We start from the raw sequence: 18,770 nt of genomic DNA on the forward strand, positions 1-18,770 counted from the left end.
CCACAAGGGATCTTCAGTGCCACATAGATCCAATGTGGGAGTGGGCTTGCTCGCGAAGGCGTCAGATCAGCCACTGCCGGGCTTAAGCCTGCCGCATCACAACGGCAAATGCCGACTCAACAACGCCCGCAACGCCGCCGGTTTCACCGGTTTAGCCAGATAATCCAACCCCGCCGCATGCACCTGAGCTACCGTTTCCGGCCGCCCATCGGCACTGATCACCACCCCCGGCACCGGCTCGCCCATTCGCGTGCGTAGCCAGGCCATCAACTCGGTGCCGGTCTCACCATCGTCCAGGTGATAGTCCACCAACGCCAACTGCGGACGCATCCCGTCGCTGAGCAATGCGGCGCACTCCTCACGATTGCGCGCGGTCCAGACCTGGCAACCCCAGCGCGTCAACAGACTGTTCATGCCAATCAGAATGCTGTCTTCGTTATCGATGCACAGCACCTGCGCGCCGGTCGGCAATTTACCGTTGAGTTCAACCACGTTGCTCGGCGCCATGCTCTGCGCCCGGGCCAGCGGCACGCTGACGCTGAATACGCTGCCGTGACCCGGCCAGGATCGCACGCGCAACGTGTGGCCCAACACCCGACACAAACCATCAGCAATCGCCAGGCCCAGACCCAGGCCTTTCTCTGCGCGGGTCTGGTGGCTGTCGAGGCGCTTGAATTCTTCGAAAATCACCTGCTGCTTGTCTTCCGGAATCCCCGGTCCACGATCCCAGACTTCCAGGCACAGTTCGCCCTTGCGCCGCCGAACCCCCAGCAGCACCGGACCTTTGGCATAGCGGAACGCATTGGTCAGGAAGTTTTGCAAGATGCGTCGCAGCAACTTGATGTCGCTGTCGACTCGCAATGTGCTGCCGCGCAGGCGGAATTTCAGCCCTTGTTCCTGCGCCAGTGCCTTGAACTCGGCGCCGAGAATATCGAACAACTCGTTAAGCACAAACGGCTTGGGATCGGGGTTGATCTTGCCGTTTTCCAGGCGGGAAATGTCCAGCAAGTCACTGATCAAGTCCTCGGCTGAGCGCAACGAACTGTCCAGATGATGGATCAGTTTTTGCGCCTCGCCGGACAGGCCGTCGTCCTGATGAGTCAGGGCGGCGGAGAACAGTCGAGCGGCGTTCAACGGCTGCATCAAGTCATGGCTGACTGCCGCCAGAAAACGGGTTTTCGATTGGTTCGCTGACTCGGCGGTGCCCTTGGCTTCGGTCAGGGCGACGTTAAGTTGCGAGAGTTCGTGAGTCCGTGCGGTCACCCGTTGTTCCAGGCCTTCGTTGGCCTCGGTCAACGCCTGCTCGGCCTCGCGGAACGCGGTGATGTCGGTGAAGCTCATGACAAAACCGCCGCCGGGCATCGGGTTGCCGATCAACTCGATCACTCGGCCATTGGGGAACAGTCGCTCTGAGGTGTGGGCACGGCCCTGACGCATCCAGTGCAAACGGCGAGCGACATGCACCTCCGCTTCGCCGGGGCCACACAGCCCGCGCTCGGCGTTGTAGCGAATGATGTCGGCGATTGGCCGGCCGACACTGATCAAGCCGTCCGGGTAGTTGAACAGCTCCAGATAACGGCGGTTCCAGGCCACCAGTTTCAACGATTGGTCGACCACACTGATGCCTTGGGTGATGTTCTCGATCGCCCCTTGCAGCAAGGCGCGATTGAACTGCAACACTTCTGAAGCTTCGTCGGCGATGCGGACGACGTCCTCCAGTTGCATTTCCCGTCCTTCGATGGCGGCTTTTACTACAGCGCGCGTTGAAGAAGCGCCGAGGACACCAGCCAGCAAGCGTTCGGTATGCGCGATCCATTCACCGTCGGCGTTCTGGTTCGGGTTGAAGCCTTTGCCCTGGCGATAAGCGAAACGGATGAAGCTTTGACGGGCGCGTTCTTCACCGACGAAACGGGCGGCCAGTTGCAACAAATCGTCGATCTGCACCGAAAGCATCGAGCGCGCGCTGGGCCGGGCGCTGATTTCCTGGCCAATGAACCGACCGGCCTGCCAGTGCTCGGAAACCCGCGTGCGCGACAGCACCGATACCCAGGCAAACAGTGTGAAGTTGGCGGCCAGCGACAACACCACGCCTTGGGTCAGCGGGGTGAGCGGCAGGTGCAGCGGATTGCTGTGTAACCACGCCAGCCCTGGAAAAGTGCTCAAGGACCAGCCCAGGCTGTGGGCGGCAATCGGCAGAATCAGGGTGTAGAACCACAAGAACGTCCCGGCAGCGAGGCCGGCAAATACACCGCGGCGGTTCGCCTGTTTCCAGTACAGCGCACCCAGCATCGCCGGGGCCAGTTGAGTCACGGCGGCGAAGGCGATCTGGCCGATGGTCGCCAGGCTGGCGGTCGAGCCGAGCAGGCGATAACTGACGTAGGCCAGCAGCAAAATCACCACGATGGTGACTCGACGCACCGACAGCATCCACTGGCGGAACACTTCGAATGGCCGCTCGGCGTTGTTGCGGCGCAGCAACCACGGCAACAACATGTCGTTGGAAACCATGGTCGACAGCGCCACGCTGGCGACGATCACCATGCCGGTGGCCGCTGAAGCACCACCGATAAACGCCAGCAACGCCAGCGCCGGGTGGGCCTGGGCCAGCGGCAGGCTGATGACGAAGGAGTCTGGCAGTACCGAACTCGGTAGCAACATCTGGCCGGCCAATGCGATCGGGACTACAAACAGCGCTGCCAATGCCAGGTAGGCCGGGAACACCCACTTGGCCAGGCGCAAGTCCTGAGGCTCGATGTTCTCCACCACCGTGACGTGGAACTGCCGGGGCAAGCAGATAATCGCCATCATCGCGACACCGGTTTGCACCACCATCGACGGCCAGTTGATGGTTTCTTTCCAGTATTCCTCCAAGCGCGGGGCGAGCATGGCCTGGTCGAACAGGTCGTCGAAACCGTCGTACAAGCCGTAGGTCACGAACGCGCCGACCGCGAGAAAAGCGAACAGCTTGACCAGCGATTCGAACGCAATCGCCAACACCATGCCTCGGTGGTGTTCGGTGGCGTCGAGGTTGCGCGTGCCGAAAACGATGGTAAACAACGCCAATACCAGCGAGACGATCAGCGCCGTGTCCTGGGCGCGAACGCCCATGGCATCGGCCCCGGCGCCGATCAGCAAGTTCACCCCGAGCACGATGCCCTTGAGCTGCAAGGCAATGTAGGGCAGCACGCCGACCAGGCAGATCAACGCCACCACTACCGCCAGCGATTGCGACTTGCCATAACGCGCGGCAATGAAGTCGGCGATGGAGGTGATGTTCTCCTGCTTGCTGATCATCACCATCTTTTGCAGGACCCACGGCGCGCACACCAGCAGCAGGATCGGCCCGAGGTAGATCGGCAGGAATGACCAGAGCTGTTCGGCGGCCTGGCCCACGGCGCCAAAGAAGGTCCAACTGGTGCAATAGACGGCCAGCGACAAACTGTAGACCCAGGCACGTACGCGCGGCGGCAACGGCGCGCTGCGACGGTCACCGTAGAAGGCGATGGCGAACATGATGGCCATATAGGCCAGGGCAACGGCGGCGATCAGCCCGCTGGACAGCGACATGGAAACTCCAGACAAAAGACACCCGGGGTTCAGGCCCGGACAGACAGTCTCGCACGATGGCCCGGGTTCGTCAGTGTCGACCAAGGTCGAGGCGTGGCGGGGTGTCGCAGGGCGGCAGGGCTTCGGATGTTGGGTGTCTGGGCGGGCCTCTTCGCGAGCAAGCCCGCTCCCACATGGGATCTCCAGTGAACACAAAATTTGTGCACACCCTAGACCCCATGTGGGAGCGAGCCTGCTCGCGAATGGCGGCCTTAATGACTCAACGCAATCTCAATCAACCGATGCAATTCCTCAACCTCCAGCGGCGCCGCTGAAAACAGGACACGAAACACCGTCGGCGCCGCGATCAGATTGATCAGCCGATCAACGCTCGGCAACGACTGGTCAGGGTAGCGATCCAGAATGGTCTGCAACTGCCCGCCGATGATCGCCGCGCAAAAGCCGGGCGTAGAGCTGCATTGCACATCGCGCAACAGGTTGCGGCCAAGGTCTGAACTCATCTCATCCAGATACTGCTCGCCCCAGGCGCGCAGGTCCCCGCGCAGGCTGCCGGTATTGGCCGGCTCGCTGTCGGGACGCATGCGGGCGAGGGCGACATCGGCCAGCAACACCGACAAATCGCCCCAGCGTCGATAAATAGTCGATGGCGTGACCCCCGCACGCGCGGCGATTTGCGGCACGGTCACGGTCGCGCGGTCCTGCTCTTCGAGAAGTGCGCGGACTGCCGAATGAATCGACTCTTGCACCCGGGCACTGCGGCCACCGGGGCGTAAACCTTCTTTAATTGCCATGTGGCGGACCTTAACACAAAGAATTTGCTTTAAGCGCTAGCGAGTAGCACACTCCGCAAAAGCAAAAACTTAGCTTTTGCGGAGTGTGCCCATGTCTCATCCAACATCAAACCGTTCCAGCCTGTGGTTTCTGGCGATCACTTTACTCAGTTTTCTCGCCGCTTCCACGGCGCCGACGCCGTTGTATCACTTGTATCAGGACCAGCTGCAGTTCTCTGCAGCGACCCTGACCCTGATCTTTGGCGTGTACGCTCTCAGCTTGCTGGTGGCGTTGCTGACCGTCGGCTCGCTCTCGGATTTCCTCGGGCGCAAACCGGTGATTTTCACCGCGATACTGCTGAACATGCTGGCGATGTTGCTGTTTATCAACGCCGACAGTGTCACTTGGTTGATCAGTGCCCGAGTACTCCAGGGCTTTGCGACGGGAATGGCCACGGCGGTATTGAGTGCTGCGCTGCTGGATACCGATCGCCAGCAAGGGCCGCTGATCAACAGTGTCGCGCCGTTGTTGGGCATGGCTGTCGGCGCAATGGGCTGCGGCTTGTTGGCCGAGTTCGCGCCGCTACCGTTGCAACTGACCTATTGGGTGCTGCTCGCGTTGTTTGTGATGCAGGCGCTGTACGTCTGGCGCCTGCCGGAAAGCGTCAGCCCTCAATCCGGGGCGTGGGCTTCGCTGCGCCCGACCTTGCACGTACCCATCCAGGCACGGCGGGCGTTGTGGTCGGTGCTGCCGATCAACACGGCGGTGTGGGCGCTGGGTGGTTTCTTCGCCTCGTTGGCGCCATCGCTGGTGCGCACGGCCACCGGTTCGACCTCGAACCTGATTGGCGGTGCGACGGTCGCAGCGTTGACGGTGACTGGCGCATTGATGATCTACACCTTGCGCAATCGGCCGGCGGACAAGGTTCTGCGTCTGGGCGCGAGCATGCTGCCGGCTGGTGTCGTGCTGATTCTGATCGCGGTCCATAGCGCCAGCCTGCCGCTGTTTTTCATCGGTACGCTGGTGGCGGGGTGCGGTTTCGGTGCCGGTTTCCTGGGTGCCGTGCGCAGCGTTGTGCCGTTGGCGCTGCCCCATGAGCGGGCCGGTTTGATGTCAGCGTTTTATGCGCTCAGTTATCTGGCCTTTTGCTTGCCGTCGTTGCTGGCCGGGAGTTTGAGCCGCACTTTCGGGTTGGTGGCGACCACCGATGGTTATGGCGCAGTGCTGATTGCCCTGGCGGTCGGGGCGTTGCTGGGGTTGATGTATCAGCGCTCGGTGAAAGTCTGTGGCGCCGATGTTCGATGATCGCTAGTCTTGGCCTCGCCATCCCCTCGACGGACCGATCCATGAAAATCATCCGCAGCAAATCCTTCACCGCCGAGCGTGCCTGGGGCGCGCTGGACATCGCCAACATGAACGGCATCACCACCCGTTTGCACTGGACCGACCAGCCCTACAAATGGCACGTCAACGATGGCCAGGAAGTGTTCGTCGTGCTCGATGGGCAAGTGCAGATGCATTACCGCGAAGACGGTGTCGAACAGCAAACCTTGCTGGAGGTCGGCGATATTTTTTATGCGTCGGTGGGTACTGAACATGTGGCACATCCCCTCGGCGCAGCGCGGATTTTGGTGATCGAGACGGAAGGCAGCGTCTGAATCTATATCTGCAAAACAGATAACAGTTAGAGATATTACCCGTTATATAGATATTCGATTCGGATCTACCATGGGCTCTACCTCATCAGAGGACAGGAGTTCGCCATGATCTGCCCCAATACTGCCAAGCCCGGTTACAAACCTTTAAGTCTTCTTCCCCGCCCGCTGGAAGCGATCCGCCAGTTCACCCCAAACTGGTTCGCCGCCACCATGGGCACTGGCGTGCTCGCGTTGGCGCTGGCGCAATTGCCTGTCGCGATTCCCGGGTTGCACGCGGTGGCCGAGGGCTTGTGGCTTTTCAATATCTTTCTGTTTGTGTTGTTCACCGGGCTGTACGCCGCGCGTTGGGTGCTGTTCTTCGATGAAGCGCGACGGATTTTCGGTCACTCAACGGTTTCGATGTTTTTCGGCACCATACCCATGGGCCTGGCGACCATCATCAATGGCTTCTTGCTGTTCGGTTTGCCGCGTTGGGGCGAGGGTGTAATTCACGTGGCCGAAGTGTTGTGGTGGCTGGATGTGGCGATGTCCCTGGCCTGTGGGGTGCTGATTCCGTACATGATGTTCACCCGCCAGGAACACAGCATCGATCAGATGACTGCTGTTTGGCTGTTGCCCGTGGTCGCGGCGGAAGTGGCGGCCGCCAGCGGTGGTCTGTTGGCGCCGCACTTGGCTGAAGCCCATTCGCAACTGGTGGTGCTGGTAACAAGCTACGTGCTGTGGGCATTTTCCCTACCCGTGGCATTCAGTATTCTCACAATTTTGTTGCTGCGCATGGCGCTGCATAAACTGCCCCACGAAAACATGGCCGCATCGAGTTGGCTGGCGCTCGGCCCGATCGGCACCGGCGCGCTGGGCATGTTGCTGCTGGGCGCCGACGCCCCGGCGATCTTCGCCGCCAATGGCTTGCCGGGCATCGGCGAAATCGCCGCCGGGTTGGGGCTGGTGGCCGGGATCACGTTGTGGGGCTTTGGACTGTGGTGGATGCTGATCGCGGTGCTGATCACCGTGCGTTACTTGCGCGCCGGTATTCCGTTCAACCTTGGATGGTGGGGTTTCACGTTCCCGCTGGGCGTCTATTCTCTGGCAACGCTGAAATTGGCCAGCACCTTGAACCTGGCATTCTTCAGCGTTTTTGGCTGCGTCTTGGTGGCGTTGCTGGCGGTGATGTGGCTGATCGTCGGCAAGCGAACCGTGCAGGGCGCCTGGCGTGGAGAACTGTTTGTCTCACCGTGCATTGCAGGATTAAAGAAATAACCTGCAAAGATTAGGTAATGTGTGGCCTGGATCGGCGTTCGACATTCAAACAACAGTATCCACGCCACTCTCTACCTAACATCAGGGAAACACGGAAGATGAGTCACCCCTCACAGTTCACCTTGCTTCGCACCCGGCGTTTCCTGCCGTTTTTCGTGACACAGTCCCTCGGGGCGTTCAACGACAACATCTTCAAGCAGTCGCTGATCCTCGCCATTTTGTACAAATTGACCATCGAGGGTGATCGCTCGATCTGGGTCAACTTGTGCGCGCTGTTGTTCATCCTGCCGTTCTTTCTGTTCTCGGCGCTGGCCGGGCAGTTCGGGGAAAAATTCGCCAAGGACGCGCTGATTCGTCTGATCAAACTTGGCGAAATCGCCATCATGGCGGTAGGCGCGGTCGGTTTCCTGTTCGATCACCTGTCGCTGATGCTGGTGGCGCTGTTCGCCATGGGGACGCACTCGGCGCTGTTCGGGCCGGTGAAGTATTCGATCCTGCCTCAGGCCCTGCGTGAAGACGAACTGGTGGGTGGCAACGGCCTGGTGGAAATGGGCACCTTCCTCGCGATCCTCGCCGGGACCATTGGCGCCGGGATCATGATGTCGTCCGGTCATTACGCGCCCATCGTCTCCACGGCGATTGTCGGTGTCGCGGTGCTCGGCTACCTGGCCAGCCGCAGCATCCCACGCGCCGCGGCCGCATCCCCGGAGATGCGCCTGAACTGGAATATTTTCACCCAGTCCTGGGCCACCTTGAAGCTGGGCCTGGGGCAGACGCCAGCGGTGTCGCGGTCGATTGTCGGCAACTCGTGGTTCTGGTTTGTCGGGGCGATTTATCTGACGCAGATCCCGGCCTACGCCAAAGAATGGATGCACGGCGACGAAACCGTGGTGACCCTGATCCTCACTGTGTTCTCGGTCGGTATCGCCCTCGGTTCGATGCTTTGCGAGAAGCTTTCCGGGCGCAAAGTCGAGATCGGTCTGGTGCCGTTCGGCTCGTTTGGTCTGACCGTGTTTGGCTTGCTGCTGTGGTGGCATTCCGGCGGTATTCCGGACAGCGTAACCGGCCACGGCTGGATCGAAGTCCTTGGTTTCGGCCACACCTGGCTGGTGTTGATCGACATCCTCGGGCTGGGTGTTTTCGGTGGTTTCTACATCGTGCCGCTGTATGCCTTGATTCAGTCGCGCACCGCCGAGAACGAGCGTGCGCGGGTGATTGCCGCCAACAACATTCTCAACGCGCTGTTTATGGTGGTCTCGGCGATTGTCTCGATCGTGCTGCTGAGCATGGTGAAGCTGTCGATCCCGCAGTTATTCCTGGTGGTGTCGCTGCTCAACATCGGCGTCAACGCTTACATCTTCAGCATCGTTCCCGAGTTCAGCATGCGTTTCATGATCTGGCTGCTCAGCCATTCCATGTACCGCGTAGAGCATCGCAATCTGGACCTGATTCCCGACGAAGGCGCGGCGTTGCTGGTGTGCAACCATGTGTCGTTCGTCGATGCCTTGCTGATCGGCGGCGCGGTGCGTAGGCCGATTCGCTTTGTGATGTACTACAAAATCTACAACCTGCCGGTGCTGAACTTTATCTTCCGCACGGCGGGGACGATTCCGATAGCGGGGCGTCAGGAAGACATTCAGATCTACGAAAAAGCCTTCAAGCGGATTGCCCAGTATCTGAAGGACGGTGAGTTGGTGTGCATCTTCCCTGAAGGAAAACTGACCGCTGACGGTGAGATAAACGAGTTCAAGGGTGGGCTGACGCGGATTCTCGAAGAGACACCGGTGCCGGTGATTCCGCTGGCGTTGCAAGGGTTGTGGGGGAGCTTCTTCAGTCGCGATCCGGCCAAGGGCCTGTTTCGCCGGTTGTGGTCGCGAGTGACCCTGGTAGCAGGGCCGTCGGTGGCGGTTGAAGTGGCCGAGCCGGCGAAGTTGCAGGCTATGGTGGGGGAGTTGCGCGGGGCAGTTAGATAGTTAGTGATTTTGAGGGCCTCTTCGCGGGCAAGCCTCGCTCCTACAGGATCGCGTATTAATCGCGACTGTAGGAGCGAGGCTTGCCCGCGAAGGCTATCTAAAGGTCAGGCGCTAACCTTAAGCCCAACCAACCCGGCAATAATCAACGCCACACTGGCCAGCCGAAACAGCGCCATCGATTCCCCAAACAGAATAATCCCGGCAATCACCGTACCCACCGCACCCACACCAGTCCAGATCGCATAGGCTGTGCCCAGCGGCAATTCCTTCATGGCAAGGCCGAGCAAACCAAGGCTGATGGCCATGGCGGCGACGGTAAGTGCAGTGGGGAGCGGGCGGCTGAAGCCGTCGGTGTATTTCAGGCCAACGGCCCAGCCGACTTCGAACAGGCCGGCGAAAAACAGAATGATCCAGGACATGAAAGACCTCCATCGATTGACGGGGTCGTCCCCAGATTAATGACTCGATCGAGCCGCGAGGTCGTCCTCGCGTTGCGCGATAGAGTGCCAATCATTAACCCGGGGATCAAGTTTGGTGCTTATTCAGTCGCTTCCCGCGCTGCGATTTCCCGATCTTCTTTCTCGCTCATCCGACGGAAATACGTCGAAAGCAGCGCCCCGGAAATGTTGTGCCACACACTGAACAAGGCGCTCGGCACCGCCGCCAGTGGCGAGAAATGTGCGCTGGCCAGCGCGGCGCCCAAACCGGAGTTTTGCATGCCGACTTCCAGTGCCAGGGACTTGCGCTGGGCCAGTGGTAGCTTGAACAGGCGCCCGGTGAAGTAACCCAGCAAATAGCCGAAGCTGTTGTGCAGCATCACCACCGCCATGATCAGCAGACCGGATTCGGCAATCTTCGCCTGGCTGGCCGCAACCACCGCCGCGACGATGATCACGATGCTCACCACCGACACCAGCGGCAACACTTCTACCGCATGGCGAACCTTGTTGCCGAGCATTCGTTGGGCGACCACGCCGAGCACGATCGGTAACAGCACCACTTGCAGAATCGACCAGAACAACTCCATGAACGACACCGGCAACCACGCCGAAGCCAGCAGCCAGATCAGCGCCGGGGTCAGCAGCGGGGCGAGGAGGGTGGTGACGGCGGCAATGGCCACCGACAGCGCCAGGTCCCCGCGAGCCAGCCAAGTCATCACGTTGGACGAAGTGCCGCTTGGGCAGCAACCGACCAGGATCACGCCAACCGCGATTTCCGGCGGCAGGTGAAACGCCTGGCAAAGCAACCACGCCATTCCCGGCATGATCACGAAATGAGCGACCACGCCCAAGGCCACGCGCCACGGATGGCGAGCGACTTCGGCGAAGTCTTCGAGCTTGAGGGTCAGGCCCATGCCAAACATCACCAGCCCCAACAGCGGCACGATGGCGCCTTTCAGGCCAATGAACCACGCAGGCTGCAAGAACGCCACGACGGCGAAAATCAGCACCCAGTAGGCGAAGGTGTTGCCGACAAAGCGGCTTAAAGCGGCGAGGGCGCGCATGGGCTGATCCTTATTATTCGATTATGAACATCACACGGAACCCATGTGGGAGCGGGCTTGCTCGCGAAGAGGGAGTGTCAGTCGACATGGATGTTGACTGACACAACGCTTTCGCGAGCAAGCCCGCTCCCACAGGGTTAATCACAAGGCTTTAGATGCCTTGAGGGGTCTCTTCGCCGCCCAACGCTTCAACCAGCGCCGGCAGGAAATCGCCGAAGGTCAGCATCATCAGGGTGAAGCTGGCGTCCAGTTGGCCGAGGGCTTCTTCGCCGCCGTCCTGTTCTGCCTGATCCTGCAGCAAGTCTTCGAATTTCAGGCGCTTGACGGTCATTTTGTCGTCGAGCATGAACGACAACTTGTCCTGCCAGGCCAGGGACAACTGAGTGACCACTTTGCCAGTGCTCAGGTGCAGCTGGATTTCTTCGCTGGTCAGGTCCTGACGCTTGCAACGCACAATGCCGCCGTCTTCGTGGGTGTCGCGCAGTTCGCACTCGTCCAATACAAAGAAGTCGTCCGCGGCTTTCTGGGTTTTGACCCAGTCGGTCATGGTGGCGGTCGGGGCCATTTTCACGGTCAGCGGACGTACCGGCAGCGTGCCGATCACTTCACGCAGGGTCGACAGCAGGTCTTCGGCGCGTTTCGGGCTGGCCGAGTTGACCAGGATCAGGCCTTGTTTCGGCGCGATGGCGGCGAAAGTCGACGAGCGACGGATAAAGGCGCGTGGCAGGAAGGCCAGGATGATTTCATCCTTGATCTGATCACGCTCCTTCTTATAGACCTTGCGCATTTGCGTGGCTTCGATCTCTTCGACCTTTTCCTTCACCGCGTCACGCACGACGCTGCCCGGCAGAATGCGTTCTTCTTTACGGGCGGCGATCAGCAGGAAGTCGCCGCTGACGTGGGCCAACGGAGCATCTTCGCCCTTGCCGAATGGCGCGACGAAACCGTAGGTGGTCAACTCCTGGCTTGCACAAGGACGCGCCAGTTTGGTCGCCAGTGCAGTTTCCAACGCCTCGGCATCAAAAGGCAGATCTTGGGTCAGGCGATAGATAAGCAGGTTTTTGAACCACATGGGGCGAGTCTCTCCTTTATACAAAGGGGGGCATTATTCTCTTCGCGGCGCCATAGGCCAACCCTTCTCTAAGCCTTTGGAAGGCCTGAGAAAATTAATTAAAAAAGTGCTTGCCAGAGGTTGGGGTGCTCCGTAGAATGCGCGCCACACCGAAGCGAAGGGTGATTAGCTCAGCTGGGAGAGCGTCTGCCTTACAAGCAGAATGTCGGCGGTTCGATCCCGTCATCACCCACCATTCGTTCTTAGTGTTACGCGCAGCGGTAGTTCAGTCGGTTAGAATACCGGCCTGTCACGCCGGGGGTCGCGGGTTCGAGTCCCGTCCGCTGCGCCATATTCGGTAACCTGGAATGCTGAACGCCAGGTCACCACGGAAAAGCCCGCTCACGCGGGTTTTTTTCTGCCCCAAGTTTGTACGTTGTTCCCGCAGGTCGTGTCGTTTCACCGGTTTTCGGATTTATTTGAAAAAATATTCAATTAAATCAACACTTTACGAAAATCTGTGGCACAATGCGCCCCGCAACGAAGGTAAAGGGTGATTAGCTCAGCTGGGAGAGCGTCTGCCTTACAAGCAGAATGTCGGCGGTTCGATCCCGTCATCACCCACCACTTTCAACGCTACGCGCAGCGGTAGTTCAGTCGGTTAGAATACCGGCCTGTCACGCCGGGGGTCGCGGGTTCGAGTCCCGTCCGCTGCGCCATATTCGGTAACCTGGAACGCTGAACGCCAGGTCACCACACAGAAAGCCCGCTTAATGCGGGCTTTTTGTCGTCTGGGATTTGGCTGAACTGCTGCGATTTCTCCTTGTGGGAGCGGGCTTGCTCGCGAAAGCGTTGTATCAGTCGCCGAAGATGTTGGCTGACACACCGCTTTCGCGAGCGAGCCCGCTCCCACAGGGGTTGTGTGTTTGTCTGTTATTGCTCGGCGTTGCGGCTGTGTCGGTAATCGCTGATCGCTTCATACACTGCTTTGCGCAGACGATTGATCCCGCCAATCGGCCGATGCGCCTCCAGACCAAACCACGGGTTGAACGACTGGTTATCGCATTGCAGATTCAGCGCCGGCGTATCGAAATCCTGGGCCGGCACGTTGATCTTCGCGACCGTCTCGAACGGCGCATCACTTTCACGCCATTCAACGCTGGTGTCCTCAATCGGCATGTACTTGTTCGCATCCTGGCGCTGGATCTGCAGGACGAAGCACGCCGGCACGCGGTCTGTGGATAACTGTTGATTCAGCGCATTACGCAGGAAGTTCGGCAGGTCCTGATTTTGCTTCGGCAGGACGTAGGCCGGGCAGCTTCCCGGATCTGGCATCACACGGAATTTGGCGTTGGCTTCACCGAACTTGTAGGGCGAAACCGAAAAGTACGTAGTCTGGGTCGGACTGTCCGGAGCAGGGGAGAGCGTCGCCAAGGCAATAAACAGATGGCGAACCTGCCAAGTGCGCGGGTCCCAGCCCGGGAAGAACGCCATCACCGATTTGCCGTCAGCCTGCGCGGCCACATTCTGACGGTACTCGGCGACATCACTGACAAAGAAATTCGGATGGCTGAACATCACGAAGTCCTGCTCGTGACGACTCGCCTGATCGGCCAGCAACGGTTTGCCGGGCACATCGAGCAACTTGATGGCCATGCCCCGGGCATCGCGGATGCTGTCGAATTGCGGGTAGGCGTTGCCGTTGGACAGGCGCACGGTGGCTTGCCAGGTTTTGCCCGGCTCGCTGAACACACCTTGACGCAGCTCCGCTGTCAGATCCGGCAACACTTGAACCTCGGCCTTCACGCAGCCATGGGCCTTGGCGTGAGCATCACGCAGGTAGCGGGTGCTTTCACGGTGCTGATCGACGATGCGCACGGCGGTCTGGATGATGTCCTGGGTCATCGCCGCCTCACCGGCCGGAATCTGCTCGTCGGCGGACACTGCGCCGTTGTGCTGCCAGGCAAACCACGCGGTGGCCACTGCCCAGCCCAACAGCCCCAAACCCAATAGCCAAAGCAGGAGTTTTCCGAGGAAGGCGCCGAGGCGCAGCCAAAGCGTAATCAGCATGAGCAAATCCTTTTGACGGAGACAGGGTTCATGGCAATTGCGCCTCCAGCGGACCACCCAAAACTTTCAGGTATTCCAGCAGCGCCCAGCGTTCCTGCGGTTGCAGCAAGCGGCCGATGACGCCGTTGCCGCGCTCACCGGCGCGGAATTCGTGGCCGCTGTTGTGATTGCCGGTGATGCGCGTATCGAACACGAAGCCGTTGTTAAACGCCTCGGTGCGATAACCAAGATGCTGAGGGTCGTACTCGAAGCTGCCTTTATAGAAGGTGGTCGCGCGCTCGTCCTGGGGCGAGAGCAACTGATAAATGCTCGGCACCGAACCGTTGTGCAGGAACGGCGCCGTCGCCCATACACCTGCCAGTGGCCTGGCCTTATAGGCGCGCAATTCCTGGACGCCGATCGGCAGGCCGAAACCATCCATGTCCGCTCGTTCTGCCGGCGTGACATTGGCTTCGCGGTACGCTCGGTTCTCGACGAACGCCGTGACGTAGGCAAGCCCCTTGGTCACTGAGAGCTTGCTCAAGTCCAGCGGCTCGGTCGGTTTGGGGTGCAATTGCACATCCAGTTGGCCAAGCTCCGCCGGGTCCCATTGCAGGGCTGTCAGGTCGAAACGATGGTCGGCAATGTTGTTGGCGGCGGTCGGGTCGGTGCCGATGGCGGCGACCGGGATCAGTTTCAGTTGTTGCACCGAGCGCCCGTCGACTGGCTTCACCCGCGGCACATGGCAACTTGCACAATTCTCGGCGAACAGCGCACGACCCTGGGCGGCCAGCGGCTTGTCGACGTTGCCCAACACCTCTTCCGGCCAGGCGGGTGGTTTGAGGCGTTGCAGGGTTTCTTCGATCAGATTCAGGTCACGCACGCGCACGCTGGAGGGATAACGCGCATCGCCTTTCAGCGGTTGGCCGTCGGCGTCGAAGAAATTTAGCGTGGCGCCCACACCCAGCGCCTCGCCGATATTGCGCGCCATTGGTTGCTGCGCCGAACCGTTCCACTGCACCCAGTCGAACGTCCAGATATCCCATAGCTGTGGATAATCCACCGGAGCATTGGCCACGCGGTAGTTGGCGGGGGAAATCGCATCGCCGAAGCTCGCATTGGCGATGCGCCCGAACGCGTCGGTACGGCCGGGGCCTTCTTCGGTTGGATAGAGCCCGCGATGGGTGTCGTTCCAGGCGACTTTCACGAAGGTATCGAGTGAGCTTTTGAAGTCTTCGCGTAGGGCTTTATGCCGGGCATCGTAGTCCGCGCCCAGTACGTTGCGTGCGAAACGTTCGAATTTCCACGGGTTGTAATAAGTCGACACAAGACTGGCGACCAATGCCTGACCAAAACTGCCTCCGCGCAGGGTCGGCACGCTGGAGGGCAGCACATGCTGGGCCGACCCACCATCGATGCGCACGGCCTGGCCGTTAAAGCGCAACTCGCCGGTGTGGCAGGCGGAGCAGGTAATGTCGAGGAACTGAACCTGGCTATCGGGATTCTGGTGCCGGGCAAAACCCACTGGCAGGTTGCCGGGGTTGTTTGGCGTGGCTTTCTGCGCGGGATCGATCAAAAAACCGAAGCGCGCGAGGTATTCCGGGGCGGCGAATCGCTGTTGCGAGAACGGCAGTTCCAGCGCCTCGAACCAGTCGTAATGCAGGCCTTTGACCTGGGTGCCCTGGGGTGTGAAGTAGTAAGTCTGACGATCAGCCACGCTCCATTGCTCCAGGTAATGCACCTGTTGAGCGGCGGAGTAGGCGGGCAGCTTTGGGTTGGCCACGTAGTACAGAACCACGGCCAGGCCAAGCCCCAGCAGCACAGCGATCAGAACCAGCAAGCGGAGTAAGAGGCGCAAGATAAACGTCCTTGTCGATTTTTAGCTCTCTTATGCCTCAGCTCCGTGGGTGGCGGCAAGTGGCCATTACGCCAGATGTTGTGGGATCCGGCATCGGCGTCTATAAGAAGAAGATGACAGAAACTTCATCCAGCTCATTCCCGAAATGCTTTAAAAGACCTGAACTTATCAGCAGTATCCTGCTCTCATGCCGGTAGCCATTGGTCGTGGCCGCCTGATAAGCTCGCGGCTTTATTCGATTGCCCTTTAGGCGCATGAACAAGGAAATAGCATGAAACAGCATCGGTTGGCGGCGGCGGTGGCCCTGGTAAGCCTGGTACTTGCGGGTTGTGATTCGCAGACCAGCGTAGAGCTGAAAACCCCGGCGCAAAAAGCTTCCTACGGGATTGGCCTGAACATGGGCAAGAGCCTGGCTCAGGAAGGCATGGATGATCTGGATTCCAAGGCCGTAGCCCAAGGCATCGAAGATGCCGTCGGCAAGAAAGAACAAAAGCTGAAGGACGACGAACTGGTCGAGGCCTTTGCAGCACTGCAAAAGCGTGCAGAAGAACGCATGGCGAAAATGAGCGAAGAGTCGGCAGCCGCTGGCAAGAAATTCCTCGAAGACAACGCCAAGAAAGCCGGTGTAGTGACCACTGCATCCGGTCTGCAATATGAAGTCGTGAAAAAAGCTGACGGTCCTCAGCCTAAGCCGACCGACGTAGTGACTGTTCACTACACCGGCAAGCTGACTAACGGCACTACCTTTGACAGCTCGGTTGATCGCGGTAGCCCGATTGATCTGCCAGTCAGCGGTGTGATCCCTGGTTGGGTCGAAGGCCTGCAACTGATGCACGTTGGCGAGAAGTACAAGCTGTACATTCCTAGCGACCTGGCTTACGGCGCGCAAAGCCCAAGCCCGGCAATCCCGGCCAACTCGGTGCTGGTATTCGACCTGGAACTGCTGGCGATCAAAGATCCAGCGAAACAAGACGCCGCCAAGTAACGTCGTCTGCTACAAAAACAACGCCTCGCACACTGCGGGGCGTTGTTGTATCTGGCGTTTGGTAACGTACAAAGAAAGCGAACGGATGCTGTAGGCTGGAGTCATAGGCATTGAGAGCGCTGGACTAGCCGCACCGAACCGCCAAGTCAATGAAATCTTGGGTTTTTTTATGTGAGTAAAAAACGCCCGATCTGAGTTGAGCCCTTATAAAACGGGGCTCTCAGCCGTGAAATGCAGCTCTGTTCACAAGGTTATCCACAATTTGTGTGGATAACATTTCAGCGGGAGGAAAAAGATGAAAGCACCCTGGAATTTCGCTCGCTTCCTGCCATTGGCCGGACGCCTGCTGGCCCGAGGTCGCCTACCGACCCTGCTGTTCGCCGTGGCCAGCAAAGGCGCCAGCGAAGGTGGCCGCCTGGGCAAGCTCAAGGACGACCTGCGCCTGTTGCAGGCCCTGTGCCTGGCCTACTGGCGCGGCGAGTACCGGGCCATCAGCCGCAAATCGATCCTGACTGTCGTGGCCGGCCTGATGTACTTCCTCAGTCCACTCGACGCCATTCCCGACTTTATCCCCGTCTTCGGCATGCTTGACGACATCGCCGTGCTGGCCTGGGTGATGAAAACCCTCGACGACGAACTCAACGCCTTCCGCGCCTGGCGCAATCGGCAGTTGCCAGAGAAGCTCGCGGTGGTCGAACGACTGCCCGATACACCTGAACAACTTCAGCTCCAAGGGCCAAAAAAGACCGGGTTGATTGAGTTTCGTCCATAGATTGATGCCCCCGCGACCTTGGCCGCTGTTAGGATTACACTTCAAGGGAAAAGTGCCGACTCGCTAAGTGTCGTTGTCCTACGGGGAAGTCATGGATATTCAGATAATCACACGCGAAGGCGAGCCCGAATATGCGGTTTTGCCATGGGCTCAGTATCAGGCTCTACTGAAAGCAGCAGGCATCGACCCACAACCGCCGCGGGCCGCCCCAGAGCGTCCGACGGCAACACCAGACCAGATTCTTCCGGGTCTGGATCAACTCCGCAATTTGCGCGAAGGGAAGGGCATCGCCATTGAGGCGCTCGCCCGCACGGTAGGCATCAGCCCGTCTTATCTGGCCTTGATCGAAAGTGGCGAGCGTCTACCCGACGCTGCGATTCGCCGCAGCCTGGCCTGGGAATTGACGGTGCCAGGGTGGAGGGATGAATCGTGAGCGTACGCATCAGTCGTCAACATTGGGACGGGTTATTGGGCGAGTTGGACCAGGCGCGCCGCCAGCGCCATCTTCTGACCTACCGAGCACTGCTCGAGCGATTGCAATTGCCCACGCCGGCCATGCAAACCCTGACCGCCGCCCTTGAACACCTCGCCGCACTCGACGCCAAAGCCGAGCAGCCTTTGCGCAGCTCACTGGTGATCAGCCAGGGCGCCAGCCGCCTGCCGCGCACTGGCTTCTTCGAATGCGTCGAGCGCCTGGGTCGCTTCTCCGGCCCATCCGACGGCGTCGCCGCAGCTTCGTGGCACGCCTCGGAAGTGGTGCGGGTGTTCGAATACGAGTACCCCGAATCCGCGGAGGCCTGAGTGTTTTTACGACTCAAGGCGTGGGCCGGTTACCGACTGGCCCGTAGGCTGTTTCACTGGTCATGGTTCGTGCGACAGCCCCGAGGCTGGAAATGGCTCGAAGGCCAATTCGCCCGCATGGCCAACCTCGGCGACGTCGGCGCGCAAAGCTTCTACGGCCACATCCTGACCTTTCGCGGCGTTGGCCTTGGTGCCCGCGAGGAAGGCGTGCGACTGCTGCGCCTGGCGGCGTTGGCGGGGGATGGCAAAGCGGCGTATCAGATTGGCGTGATCAGTTTGGCGGGCACGCCGAGCAAAGCGCCCGACCCGGTGGAAGCGGCGCGGTTTTGGCGGATTGCGTTGAAGGCTGGGCATCCGTTGGCGGAGATCAAGTTGAAAGGGTTGCCGAGCGATAGCTAACTGATCATTCCCATGCTCTGCGTGGGAATGCAGCTGTGACGCTCCGCGTCACAACAGTGTCCGACTCGAAACCACCGGTGCAATTGGAACGCAGAGCGTCCCTGGCAGCATTCCCACGCAGAGCA

At 59.7% G+C, this 18,770-nt stretch carries 16 protein-coding genes and 4 tRNA genes; 13 read left to right on the forward strand and 7 right to left on the reverse strand.

Annotated elements, in window-relative coordinates; translation table 11 throughout:
* Window positions 1-96 precede the first annotated feature (96 nt).
* On the reverse strand, window positions 97-3,567 hold the full coding sequence (locus tag ACWIKB_RS12500) for a hybrid sensor histidine kinase/response regulator (protein ID WP_475267134.1): 3,471 nt from the start codon (window positions 3,565-3,567) through the stop codon (window positions 97-99).
* 251 nt (window positions 3,568-3,818) lie between these two features.
* On the reverse strand, window positions 3,819-4,358 hold the full coding sequence (locus ACWIKB_RS12505; RefSeq protein WP_475267136.1) for a TetR/AcrR family transcriptional regulator: 540 nt from the start codon (window positions 4,356-4,358) through the stop codon (window positions 3,819-3,821).
* Window positions 4,359-4,449: 91 nt separating this feature from the next.
* Here ACWIKB_RS12505 and ACWIKB_RS12510 point away from each other — a divergent pair, with 91 nt between their 5' ends.
* The 4 genes from ACWIKB_RS12510 to ACWIKB_RS12525 all read left to right on the forward strand — a co-directional run bounded on the left by ACWIKB_RS12510 (window position 4,450) and on the right by ACWIKB_RS12525 (window position 9,226).
* Window positions 4,450-5,643, forward strand: a complete 1,194-nt coding sequence (locus ACWIKB_RS12510) for an MFS transporter (protein ID WP_475267138.1) — start codon at window positions 4,450-4,452, stop codon at window positions 5,641-5,643.
* 41 nt (window positions 5,644-5,684) lie between these two features.
* Complete coding sequence (locus tag ACWIKB_RS12515) at window positions 5,685-5,996, forward strand: cupin domain-containing protein (RefSeq protein ID WP_475267140.1); 312 nt, start codon at window positions 5,685-5,687, stop codon at window positions 5,994-5,996.
* Between the two features lie 105 nt (window positions 5,997-6,101).
* Window positions 6,102-7,253 (forward strand): TDT family transporter, encoded by a 1,152-nt coding sequence (locus ACWIKB_RS12520; protein WP_475267142.1) that lies wholly within the window; start codon window positions 6,102-6,104, stop codon window positions 7,251-7,253.
* A gap of 98 nt (window positions 7,254-7,351) precedes the next feature.
* A complete protein-coding gene (locus tag ACWIKB_RS12525) occupies window positions 7,352-9,226 on the forward strand; it encodes an MFS transporter (protein ID WP_475267144.1) in 1,875 nt (624 codons plus the stop codon).
* A 104-nt stretch (window positions 9,227-9,330) separates the two neighbouring features.
* Here ACWIKB_RS12525 and sugE read toward each other — a convergent pair whose 3' ends face one another.
* From sugE to rdgC, 3 genes are all read right to left on the reverse strand, one after another.
* A complete protein-coding gene (sugE, locus tag ACWIKB_RS12530; protein ID WP_027922462.1) occupies window positions 9,331-9,645 on the reverse strand; it encodes a quaternary ammonium compound efflux SMR transporter SugE in 315 nt (104 codons plus the stop codon).
* A 119-nt stretch (window positions 9,646-9,764) separates the two neighbouring features.
* Entirely contained in the window at window positions 9,765-10,730 is a 966-nt protein-coding gene (locus ACWIKB_RS12535; RefSeq protein ID WP_475267146.1) for a bile acid:sodium symporter family protein, read from the reverse strand.
* A 151-nt stretch (window positions 10,731-10,881) separates the two neighbouring features.
* Entirely contained in the window at window positions 10,882-11,802 is a 921-nt protein-coding gene (gene rdgC, locus ACWIKB_RS12540; protein WP_133836582.1) for a recombination-associated protein RdgC, read from the reverse strand.
* A 159-nt stretch (window positions 11,803-11,961) separates the two neighbouring features.
* Here rdgC and ACWIKB_RS12545 point away from each other — a divergent pair.
* The 4 genes from ACWIKB_RS12545 to ACWIKB_RS12560 all read left to right on the forward strand — a co-directional run bounded on the left by ACWIKB_RS12545 (window position 11,962) and on the right by ACWIKB_RS12560 (window position 12,500).
* A tRNA-Val gene (locus ACWIKB_RS12545) sits at window positions 11,962-12,037 on the forward strand.
* Window positions 12,038-12,056: 19 nt separating this feature from the next.
* Window positions 12,057-12,133 (forward strand) — tRNA-Asp (locus ACWIKB_RS12550).
* 199 nt (window positions 12,134-12,332) lie between these two features.
* A tRNA-Val gene (locus tag ACWIKB_RS12555) sits at window positions 12,333-12,408 on the forward strand.
* A 15-nt stretch (window positions 12,409-12,423) separates the two neighbouring features.
* A tRNA-Asp gene (locus ACWIKB_RS12560) sits at window positions 12,424-12,500 on the forward strand.
* Window positions 12,501-12,714: 214 nt separating this feature from the next.
* On the opposite strand, the gene ACWIKB_RS12565 is transcribed toward ACWIKB_RS12560, so the two are convergent.
* Window positions 12,715-13,851, reverse strand: a complete 1,137-nt coding sequence (locus tag ACWIKB_RS12565) for a catalase family protein (protein WP_475267148.1) — start codon at window positions 13,849-13,851, stop codon at window positions 12,715-12,717.
* Between the two features lie 28 nt (window positions 13,852-13,879).
* Entirely contained in the window at window positions 13,880-15,688 is a 1,809-nt protein-coding gene (locus ACWIKB_RS12570) for a di-heme-cytochrome C peroxidase (protein ID WP_475267150.1), read from the reverse strand.
* Between the two features lie 271 nt (window positions 15,689-15,959).
* Between ACWIKB_RS12570 and ACWIKB_RS12575 the strand changes: the two genes are divergently transcribed.
* The 5 genes from ACWIKB_RS12575 to ACWIKB_RS12595 all read left to right on the forward strand — a co-directional run bounded on the left by ACWIKB_RS12575 (window position 15,960) and on the right by ACWIKB_RS12595 (window position 18,645).
* On the forward strand, window positions 15,960-16,673 hold the full coding sequence (locus ACWIKB_RS12575) for an FKBP-type peptidyl-prolyl cis-trans isomerase (RefSeq protein ID WP_054615693.1): 714 nt from the start codon (window positions 15,960-15,962) through the stop codon (window positions 16,671-16,673).
* 295 nt (window positions 16,674-16,968) lie between these two features.
* Window positions 16,969-17,445, forward strand: coding sequence for a YkvA family protein (locus tag ACWIKB_RS12580; protein WP_475267152.1), 477 nt, complete (start codon window positions 16,969-16,971; stop codon window positions 17,443-17,445).
* A 91-nt stretch (window positions 17,446-17,536) separates the two neighbouring features.
* A complete protein-coding gene (locus tag ACWIKB_RS12585) occupies window positions 17,537-17,878 on the forward strand; it encodes a helix-turn-helix domain-containing protein (RefSeq protein ID WP_475267154.1) in 342 nt (113 codons plus the stop codon).
* On the forward strand, window positions 17,875-18,246 hold the full coding sequence (locus ACWIKB_RS12590; protein WP_003223109.1) for a hypothetical protein: 372 nt from the start codon (window positions 17,875-17,877) through the stop codon (window positions 18,244-18,246). Before ACWIKB_RS12585 ends, ACWIKB_RS12590 begins: the two co-directional genes overlap by 4 nt.
* Window positions 18,247-18,645, forward strand: coding sequence for an SEL1-like repeat protein (locus ACWIKB_RS12595; RefSeq protein ID WP_475267156.1), 399 nt, complete (start codon window positions 18,247-18,249; stop codon window positions 18,643-18,645).
* Window positions 18,646-18,770 lie beyond the last annotated feature (125 nt).

The sequence above is a fragment of the Pseudomonas sp. 5Vm1k genome, assembly GCF_056161485.1.